Consider the following 9,961-nt stretch of genomic DNA (forward strand, 5'->3'; position numbering starts at 1 on the left):
CGATAGTGTGGCTGCTCGTCCGAGACGCCTCGCCGCCACCAGCGGGCGCGGGAGTCCACCGCAGTCCATCGAACCGGGGCCCGTACCTCGATGTCCGTGCACAGCCACACGGCAGCCCAAGCAGACGCTGCCACTCCTGAGTTCCCGCGTCACGTGGTGACGGCGGTGATCGTCTCCCACGACGGCGCCCGCTGGCTGCCCGACGCGCTCGCCGGGCTGCTCGGCCAGGAACGCCCCGTTCAGAGCGTCATGGCGGCCGACACCGGCAGCGCGGACGCCTCCGCCCAGCTCGTCACCGACGCCCTGGGCCCCGACCACGTGCTGCACCTGGCCCGGCGCACCGGCTTCGGCCAGGCCGTCGAGGAGGCCAATCGCACGGCACCGCTGCTGACGCCGGACGAGCTGACCTATCTGAAGCGGCCCAGCGGCTGGGACCCCGTCACGCGCTCGTGGCGCGACGACGCGTACGACATGCCCGAGCTCCCGTACGGCGAGCCGGTCCAGTGGCTGTGGCTGCTGCACGACGACAGCGCCCCGGAGCCCGACGCCCTGGCCCAGCTGCTGCGTGTCGTGGACACCGAGCTGGAGCTCGGCCGCGACGACGTGGCGATCGTGGGCCCCAAGCTGCGCGGCTGGTACGACCGGCGCCAGCTCCTGGAGGTCGGCGTCAGCATCGCCAACTCCGGCCGCCGCTGGACCGGTCTGGACCGCCGCGAACAGGACCAGGGCCAGCACGACCACGTACGGACCGTGCTGTCGGTGTCCACCGCGGGCATGCTGATCCGGCGTGACGTCTTCGAGCAGCTCGGCGGCTTCGACAAGCGGCTGCCGCTCATGCGCGACGACGTCGACCTGTGCTGGCGCGCCACGGCCGCAGGGCACCGCGTCCTCATCGCCCCCGAGGCGGTCGTACGCCACGCGGAGGCCTCCTCGCGCGAGCGCCGCACCGTCGACTGCGTGGGCCGCGCCGCGACCTCCCCGCACAAGGTCGACAAGGCGGGCGCCGCCTACACCCTCCTCGTCAACACCCGTACGGCGGCGCTGCCCTGGGTGCTGTTCCGCCTGGTGCTGGGCACTCTCCTGCGCACCGTCGCCTACCTGGTCGGCAAGGTCCCCGGGCAGGCCCTCGACGAGATCCGCGGTCTGCTGGGCACTCTGCTGCGGCCCGAGCGGATCATCGCCGGGCGGCGCAAGCGCGGCACCCCGCAGATCGACAAGGGCGAGCTGCGCCCGCTCTTCCCACCGCCCGGCGCGACCGTGCGAGCCACCGTCGAGCAGGTCGCGGGTGATCTGTTCGGCAGCTCCGACCCCGAGGCGGTCTCCGGTGCGGGGCGGCACGGCGGTGCGGTCGAGTCCGGACCCGGCGGCGACGACGCCGACTTCCTGGAGATCGAGCAGTTCGCCCGCCTCAAGCGCATCGCCCGCAAGCCCGGCCCGATGCTCTTCTTGGTGCTGCTGTTCTTCTCGCTGATCGCCTGCCGCGACCTGCTCGACAGCGGCGCGCTCTCGGGCGGCGCCCTGCTGCCCGCCCCGGCCGACTCCAGTGAGCTGTGGTCGCGCTACCTCGACTCCTGGCACCCGGTCGGCGCCGGCGGCAGCCCGTCCGCGCCGCCCTACCTCGCGCTCGTGGCGATGCTCGCCTCCACGCTGTTCGGCTCGACCGGCCTGGCGATCACCCTGCTGCTGGTCTGCTCGGTGCCGCTGGCCGGCTTCACCGCCTACTTCGCCTCCCGCCCGCTCGTCGAGTCCCGCCTGCTGCGCGCGTGGGCGGCCGTCGTCTACGCCTTCCTGCCCGCCGCCACCGGCGCGCTCGCCGGCGGCCGCCTGGGCACCGCCGTACTCGCCATCCTGCTCCCGCTGCTGGCCCGCGCGGGCATCGCCGCCAGCGGCCTCACACACGCGTCCGGCGCGCGCGGCAGCTGGCGCGCCACCTGGGCGTACGCCCTGCTGCTGACGGTCACCACGGCGTTCACCCCGATCGTGTGGCCGCTCGCGCTGGTCCTCGGCATCGCGGTCCTGGCCGTGCGCCGCGGCGACATCACCGCCTACGGCCTGCGCTTCCTGGCCCAGCTCGGCACACCGCTGCTGGTCCTCGCGCCCTGGTCGCTGTCGCTGCTGCCGTTCGGCTTCTTCAAGGAGGCCGGCCTGGAGTACGGCTCCTCGGCCGCCTCCGCCCTCGACCTGCTCGGCGCGAGCCCCGGCGGCCCGGGCACGGTCAGCGGGCTGATGCTCATCGGCATCGTCCTGGCCGCGCTGGCCGCCCTGCTGCGCTCCGAGCGGCAGTTCGGCATCTGGGCGGCCTGGCTGGTCGCCCTGGTGGGCCTCGTCTTCGCGGTCCTGTCGAACGGCTCCACCTGGGCGGGCCCCGCGACCCTCGTCTACGGCATCGCCCTGCTGGCCGCCGCGGTCCTCGGCGCCGACGGCGCACGCGCGCGTGTGGCCGAGCAGAGCTTCGGCTGGCGCCAGCCGGTGGCCGTACTGATCGCCTTCGCCTCGCTGGCGGGCCCGCTGCTGGTCGCCGGCGGCTGGATGATCGGCGGCGCCGACGGGCCGGTCGAGCGGCGCGACCCCGTGCAGGTGCCCGCGTTCGTCGCCGAGGAGAGCGGCACCCGCGACCAGGCCCGCACGCTGGTCCTCGACAGCGACTCCACCGCGCGCGTGGGCTACACCCTCGTACGCGGCTCAGGGGCCCGCCTCGGCGATGCCGAACTCGCGGCCGCCGACGGTGAGAACAGCCAGCTCGACAAGGTCGTCGCCAACCTGGTCGCCGGCTCCGGCGCCGACCAGGCCGACCAGCTCGGCAAGTTCGCGGTGCGCTACGTCCTCATCCACAAGGGTGCGCCCCGCGAGGTCACGCGCGTGCTGGACGCCACTCCCGGCCTCAGCAGGCTCAGCCAGCAGGACGGCGGCGGCGCGCTGTGGCGGGTCGACCAGGAGGTCGCGCGCGCCACCATCGTGTCCGCCGCCGGCACCGGCACCCCGCAGCCCGTCGCCGCCGGTCCCGTCGACATCCACACCAAGGTCCCCGCCGGCGCCGACGGCCGCGTCCTGCGCCTCGCCGACACCGCCTCCGAGGACTGGACGGCGACCCTGGACGGCAAGCCGCTCACCCGCACCACGGTCGACGGCTGGGCCCAGGGCTTCCAACTTCCCGCCTCCGGCGGCACGTTGGACGTCACCTACGACGACCCGATCACGCACACCGCGTGGTTGTGGGCGCAGGGCTTCCTCGCCCTGGTCCTCGTCGTGCTCGCACTGCCCGGCCGGCGCCGCGTCGTCGACGACGACCTGCCGGACGAGCCGGCCGCCGTCCCCGCCCAGCCCGTGTCCGGCGAAGGCCGCCGCGCCCGCCGCCTGCGCGCCCAGGCGGAGGCCGAAGAGCCGGACCAGAGCGAGGAGTTCCCGGTCCCGCCCGAGCAGGAGACCCCGGTCGCGATCCCGCAGCAACAGCAGCCCTACGACGAGTGGGACCCGGCGCAGTACACGAACGCGGAGTACGGCACCTACAACGAGCAGTACCAGGACGCCCAGCAGTACCCGGCGGGCGCGTACGACCAGACGTACCAGGCCGATCCCTACCAGGGCGGCCAGTACGACCCGTACGCGTACGGCGGCCAGCCCCAGGGCGGTTACGACCAGGGCTACGACCCGTCGTACCAACAGCAGGGCTACGACCCCGCGTACGACCCGCAGCAGCAACAGCACCCGCACCCGAACGAGCGCCCCGACGGGAGCCAGCAGTGAACCGCACCACCCTGTCCCTGATCGCCGGCACGGCGGCGCTCGCCGCGGTCACCGGCTTCGCCACGCTCAAGGCGCCGGGCGACTCGGGTCAGGACACCGCGAAGACTGCCGCCGTGCTGCCCGTGGAGCGCACCAGCCTGCTGTGCCCGCAACCCAGCACCTCCGACCTCGCCGACACCTCGTACACGTCCTTCACGCCCGTCACCAAGGGCACGGCGGCCACCGGCAAGGCCGAACTGGCCGCCGCCGACGAGCAGTCCGACGACGCGAGCGCCGGCTCGGGCAAGAAGACCGGCAAGAAGAAGGCCGCCAAGCCGGTCCTCACCCCCAAGGACCCCGGCACGCCGGTCACGGGCGACACCTCGGGCGGCGAGACCCCCGCGCTCGTGGGCACCGCCGAGGGCAAGTTCGCGCCCGGCTGGGCCGTTCAGGAGACCACAGAGGTCGCCGCGGGCCTCGGGCGCGGCCTCCTGGGCGTCAACTGCACCGCCCCGGACACGGAGTTCTGGTTCACCGGCGCCAGCACGGCCGCCGACCGTACCGACTACGTCCACCTCACCAACCCCGACGACTCGGCGGCCGTCGTCGACATCGAGCTCTACGGCAAGGACGGCGCCCTGGACTCCACGGTGGGGGAGGGCATCACGATCGCGCCGCACGCCAGCGACCCGATCCTGCTGTCCACGCTCACCGACGAGAAGCAGACCGACCTCTCCGTGCACGTGAACGTGCGCAGCGGGCGCGTGGGCGCCGCCGTGCAGGCCCTGGACGAGAAGATCGGCGGCGACTGGCTGGCCGCGACCACGGACCCGGCGGGCAGCCTGGTGCTGCCCGGCATCCCGAAGGACGCCACCGCCGTCCGCCTGATCGCCTTCACGCCCGGTGACGCGGACGCCGACCTCAAGGTGCGCCTCGCCTCCCCGTCCGGGCTGATCACGCCCGCCGGCAACGAGACGCTGCACGTGAAGGCGGGCATGACGACCGCCACCGACCTCGGCGACGTCACGCGCGGCGAGGCGGGCTCCCTGGTGCTCACGCCCACCGACCAGTCCGTGCCGGTCATCGCGGCGGTGCAGGTCGTACGCGGCAAGGGCGCCAAGCAGGAGTCGGCGTACATCCCGGCGGCAGGACCGGTCGGCACGCGCGCGACGTCCGCCGACAACAGCGCCAAGGGCTCCACCCTGTCCCTCACCGCCCCGACCGCGACCGCCCAGGTCAAGGTCACGGCGTCGGCGGGCAGCGGAGGCGGCACCGCCGTCTCCAAGACGTTCACGATCAAGGCGGGCACCACCGAGAACGTCGAGGCCCCGACCCCGACCGGGGCGAAGGGCACGTACGCCCTGACGGTCGAGACGCTGTCCGGCGGCCCGGTCTACGGGGCCCGCACGCTGGCCGCCACGGAGGACGGCGTACCGGGCTTCACCATCCAGACCCTCCCGGACGACCGCGGGACGGTGGCGGTGCCGGAGGCGGACCAGGATCTGTCGGTGCTGCAGAAGTAGGGCGGAAGTAGCGGCACGCGCGCGTAGGCGGCGGGGCTCAGTCCTCGCCGTAGCGCGGATCCACCGTCTCCGGGGTCAGCCCCAGGAGTTCGGCGACCTGCTCGACGACGACCTCGTGCACCAGGGCGGCGCGTTCGTCGCGCCCCTTGGTGCGGATCTCCACCGGGCGCCGGTAGACGACCACGCGGGCCGGCCGTCCCTCGCGCGAGGGAATCGTGCCCCCCAGGGGGACCGCCTCGTCGTTCCACGCCTGACCGGAGCCGTCCAGCCGCGGCACCTCCAGGACGAGGAAATCGATGTCGGCGAGCTGCGGCCAGCGCCGCTCCAGACGCTCCACGGAGTCCTGCACCAGATCCGCGAAGGCCTCGGCGCGGCTCGCGGCGAGCGGCACCTGGGGCGGCGCGATCGGGCCGCGCATGCCCCGGCCGTGGCGATCACGACGGCGGGGCCCGGGGGCGGCGGCACGGGGCGGTACAGGGTTGTCCATCACCGGTGAAGCGTAGTCCCCGCCGGGACCGCGTGCCCGACCCCACGCGCCGTCACGGACACCGTCGGACCCCCTCGGAGGGCATGTCGCCGGATGACCATTCCAGCCAAGGTTGGGCTCGATTCCGTATCTCTCCGAGACCGCCGCCGACGAGGCAAATGACTGTGTTTGTACGGGTAGTTGATCGGTTCCGGGGGTGGGTGCGGCCCTGTGAACGGCCGTTCGTGCAGGTCAACAGGGTGTGGCGGGAGGGGTGTGTGGGGTGATTCACACCACGACACGGTGGAGTGACCTGGGGGAGAGTCGTCGCGGCCCGCTCAAGAGTGCGGTACCGTCCAACGTCGTGAGCCCTGTACGTCGCTGTTCGCGCACCGCTTGCGGCCGCCCCGCCGTCGCGACGCTGACGTACGTCTACGCCGACTCGACCGCGGTCCTCGGCCCGCTCGCCACCTACGCCGAACCCCACTGCTACGACCTGTGCGCCGAGCACTCCGAGCGCCTCACCGCGCCGCGTGGCTGGGAGGTCGTCCGGCTCCTCGACAGCTCCGCTCCGGCCCGTCCGAGCGGCGACGACCTGGAAGCGCTTGCCAACGCCGTGCGCGAGGCGGCCCGTCCGCAGGAGCGGGCGGCCGGGGCCGGCGGCGGGGGGCGCGGGGCGGACCCGATGGAGGTCGCGCGCCGCGGCCACCTGCGCGTACTGCGGTCGCCGGACAACTGACCGTTCCGGTCGGCCGATTGATCCCCTCTGCGTGACCCCCTTTCGTGTGCGTTCCGTGCACGTTCCGGCCAGTGACGCACGGCCATTGACGCGCGCTTGTCGCGGACACGACCATTCCGTAAGCCGAAACGAGAAATCGCTTTCCGCATGCCGGAATCGCGTGCGGAGTCGTCATCGGATCGCACCGGGGAGGCGTCCGTGTACGTCCAGCAACTGGAACCCGTCGCAGACTCATTGGGCCTGTCCGCCCTCGTCGCCGCACTGCCCCTGGTGATCGTCCTGATCCTGCTCGGCGGTGTCCGCCTGAAAGCGCACCTCGCGGGCTTGATCGGCCTTCTGGCGGCCGTTCTCGTCGCCTGGCTCGCCTACCGCATGCCACTGGGTCAGACGCTCTCCAGCGCCGCCCAGGGAGCCGTCTTCGGGCTCTTCCCCATCCTGTGGATCGTCGTCAACGCCCTGTGGGTGTACCGGATGACCGTCCGCACCCACCACTTCGACATCCTGCGCCGCTCCTTCGGCCGGCTCTCCGACGACCCGCGCATCCAGGCGCTCGTCGTCGCCTTCTGCTTCGGCGCGCTCCTGGAGGCCCTCGCCGGCTTCGGGGCACCGGTCGCGATCTGCTCGGTCATGCTCGTCGCGCTCGGCTTCGACCCGGTGCGCGCGGCCGTGGTGTCCCTGGTGGCCAACACCGCGCCGGTCGCCTTCGGCGCGATGGGCACGCCGGTCGTGACACTCGCGCAGGTGACGGGACTTCCGCTGGACACGGTGGCCTCCGTCGTCGGTCGCCAAACGCCCCTGCTGGCCCTGGTGGTGCCGCTCGTGCTGGTCGGCCTGGTGGACGGGCGGCGCGGCCTGCGCGAGACCTGGATCCCCGCCCTGGCCTGCGGAGTCGCCTTCGCCATCGCCCAGTTCGCCGTCTCCAACTACGTCTCCGCGCAACTCGCCGACATCGCCGCCGCCTTGGCGGGCGCGGGCGCCCTGGTCGCCGTACCGCACGCGCGTGTGCCCGCCACCGAGTCCGTACGCGCGTCCGTGCTGACCGGCGCGCGCAGCGAGGAGTTGGACGAGGAGGACCCGCCCCGCGAAGTCCTGCGCGCGTACGCCCCGTACGCGTTGATCGTGGTGATCTTCTCGGTCGCGCAGATCCCGGCGGTCAAGGACTGGCTGGCCGGAGCGACCCGCATGTACGACTGGCCGTTCCTGAACGTCGTGAGCGCGGACGGGAAGCCGGTCGGCGCGAACGTCTTCACCTGGCCGATCGTGTCGACGGGCGGCACGCTCGTGCTGCTCGCCGGGGTGTGCACGGCCGTCGTGCTCGGTGTGCACGCACGCGTGGCGGTCGAGGAATGGGTCGCCACGGTCCGCGAGTTGAGGTTCGCGATCCTGACCGTGACGTCCGTACTGGCGCTCGCCTACGTCATGAACCTCTCCGGACAGGCCGCCACCATCGGCCACTTCGTGGCGGCGGCCGGGGCCGGACTGGCCTTCCTGTCACCCGTCCTGGGCTGGTTCGGCGTGGCCGTCTCCGGCTCGGACACCTCGGCCAACGCGCTGTTCGGAGGCCTCCAGGTGACCGCCGCCCGCGAATCGGGCCTGTCGCCCGAACTCCTGGCCGCCGCCAACAGTTCGGGCGGAGTCCTCGGCAAGATGATCTCCCCGCAGAACCTCACCATCGCGTGCGCGGCCGTGGGCCTGGCGGGCCGCGAGGGCGATCTGCTGCGCAAGGTGCTGCCGTGGAGCGTGGGCCTGCTGCTGGTGATGTGCCTGATCGTGGTCGGCCAGAGCTCACCGGTCCTGGGCTGGATGCTGCCGTGACCCGTCCCCGCCCCTCACCCGTCCACCCCACTCTGACCTGAGGTTACGTCTGGAAGTCGACTCGGCGTCCGCACAGCGCGGTGTCAGTGGGGGCGGGTAGTTTGAGGCGACCGACAGGACTTTCAGATGGGGTGGACCGTGACTGCTGATCTGTCACAGATCGTGAAGGCGTACGACGTGCGCGGAGTGGTCCCGGACCAGTGGGACGAGCCGCTGGCCGAACTCTTCGGGGCCGCCTTCATCCGCGTGACCGGCGCCGACGCGATCGTGACCGGCCACGACATGCGCCCCTCCTCGCCCGGCCTCTCGCGAGCCTTCGCGCGCGGGGCGGCCGCGCAGGGCGCCGACGTCACCGAGATCGGCCTGTGCTCCACGGACCAGCTGTACTACGCGTCGGGCGCGCTGAACCTGCCGGGCGCGATGTTCACGGCCTCGCACAACCCCGCGCGGTACAACGGCATCAAGATGTGCCGGGCGGGCGCGGCACCGGTGGGCCAGGACACGGGCCTGGTCGAGATCCGTGAACTGGCCGAGGGCTGGCTGGAGTCGGGCGCGCCGGAACCCACGGGCACGCCGGGAACGATCACCCAGCGAGAGACGTTGTCGGACTACGCGGCCCACCTCCGCTCCCTCGTGGACCTGACCTCGATCCGCCCCCTCAAGGTCGTCGTCGACGCGGCCAACGGCATGGGGGGCCACACGGTCCCGACGGTCTTCGAGGGCCTGCCCCTGACCCTCGTCCCGATGTACTTCGAGCTGGACGGCACCTTCCCCAACCACGAGGCGAACCCCCTGGACCCGGCGAACATCGTCGACCTCCAGCTGCGGGTCCGCGAGGAACAGGCCGACCTCGGCATCGCCTTCGACGGCGACGCGGACCGCTGCTTCGTCGTCGACGAGCGCGGCGAGCCGGTCTCCCCGTCGGCGATCACGGCCCTGGTCGCCGCGCGCGAACTCGCCCGCAACGGCGGCGAGGGCATCGTCATCCACAACCTGATCACGTCCTGGTCCGTCCCCGAGGTGGTCCGGGAGAACGGCGGCACCCCGGTCCGCACGCGCGTGGGCCACTCCTTCATCAAGGCCGAGATGGCCCGCGCGGGCGCGATCTTCGGCGGCGAGCACTCGGCCCACTACTACTTCAAGGACTTCTGGAACGCCGACACGGGCATGCTGGCCGCGCTCCACGTCCTCGCGGCGCTGGGCGGCCAGGAGGGCACGCTCTCGGCCCTGGTAGCCCAGTACGACCGCTACGTCGGCTCAGGGGAGATCAACTCCACGGTCGCCGACCAACAGGACCGCCTGGCAGCGATCAAGTCCGCGTACGAGTCCCTGGACGGCATCACCGTCGACACCCTCGACGGCCTCACCATCACGTCCACCGACTGGTGGTTCAACGTCCGCCCCTCCAACACGGAACCGCTCCTGCGGCTGAACGCGGAGGCGAGGGACGAGGCGACGATGACGAAGGTACGGGACGAGGTGTTGGGGCTGATCAGGGGCTGAAACGGCTTCGGCGATACAGGTGGAGCGGCGCCGGGCTTTGTAGGCGCCGGTCCACATCTTGGGCGCGTCCGGCGCTTGAGGCCAAGGTTCTGCCGTCCCGATCCCCCTGTGTCTTTCAGCCCGTCCGGCGTTTGAGGACGAGGCCGTTCAGGCCCTCCAGTCGGTTACCCAGCCCATACCGGCGCCGTCCTC

At 72.5% G+C, this 9,961-nt stretch carries 6 protein-coding genes; 5 read left to right on the forward strand and 1 reads right to left on the reverse strand.

Features of this window, described 5'->3' with window-relative positions; translation table 11 throughout:
• The first annotated feature begins 90 nt into the window (after window positions 1-90).
• Together ACWDR3_RS19305 and ACWDR3_RS19310 are read left to right on the forward strand one after the other, a co-directional pair.
• A complete protein-coding gene (locus ACWDR3_RS19305) occupies window positions 91-3,744 on the forward strand; it encodes a glycosyltransferase (RefSeq protein WP_450353700.1) in 3,654 nt (1,217 codons plus the stop codon).
• Window positions 3,741-5,246 (forward strand): DUF5719 family protein, encoded by a 1,506-nt coding sequence (locus ACWDR3_RS19310; protein WP_450353701.1) that lies wholly within the window; start codon window positions 3,741-3,743, stop codon window positions 5,244-5,246. The genes ACWDR3_RS19305 and ACWDR3_RS19310 overlap by 4 nt, the downstream gene beginning before the upstream one ends.
• Before the next feature lie 37 nt (window positions 5,247-5,283).
• Here ACWDR3_RS19310 and ACWDR3_RS19315 read toward each other — a convergent pair whose 3' ends face one another.
• Window positions 5,284-5,733 (reverse strand): metallopeptidase family protein, encoded by a 450-nt coding sequence (locus ACWDR3_RS19315; RefSeq protein WP_450353709.1) that lies wholly within the window; start codon window positions 5,731-5,733, stop codon window positions 5,284-5,286.
• Between the two features lie 292 nt (window positions 5,734-6,025).
• Here ACWDR3_RS19315 and ACWDR3_RS19320 point away from each other — a divergent pair, with 292 nt between their 5' ends.
• The 3 genes from ACWDR3_RS19320 (at window position 6,026) to ACWDR3_RS19330 (ending at window position 9,769) form a co-directional block, all read left to right on the forward strand.
• The gene (locus tag ACWDR3_RS19320) at window positions 6,026-6,451 is read left to right on the forward strand and encodes a DUF3499 domain-containing protein (RefSeq protein ID WP_217550991.1); all 426 of its coding nucleotides are present in this window, start codon (window positions 6,026-6,028) and stop codon (window positions 6,449-6,451) included.
• A gap of 198 nt (window positions 6,452-6,649) precedes the next feature.
• Window positions 6,650-8,266, forward strand: a complete 1,617-nt coding sequence (locus ACWDR3_RS19325) for an L-lactate permease (protein WP_450353702.1) — start codon at window positions 6,650-6,652, stop codon at window positions 8,264-8,266.
• Between the two features lie 138 nt (window positions 8,267-8,404).
• Window positions 8,405-9,769, forward strand: a complete 1,365-nt coding sequence (locus ACWDR3_RS19330) for a phosphomannomutase/phosphoglucomutase (protein WP_450353703.1) — start codon at window positions 8,405-8,407, stop codon at window positions 9,767-9,769.
• Window positions 9,770-9,961 lie beyond the last annotated feature (192 nt).

The organism is Streptomyces sp. NPDC001002 (genome assembly GCF_053599215.1).

Bases quoted from the DNA above. Each gene is read 5' to 3' on its own strand.
- ACWDR3_RS19305 (WP_450353700.1), top strand. From the start codon at position 91: ATGTCCGTGCACAGCCACACGGCAGCCCAAGCAGACGCTGCCACTCCT.
- ACWDR3_RS19315 (WP_450353709.1), bottom strand. From the start codon at position 5,733: ATGGACAACCCTGTACCGCCCCGTGCCGCCGCCCCCGGGCCCCGCCGT.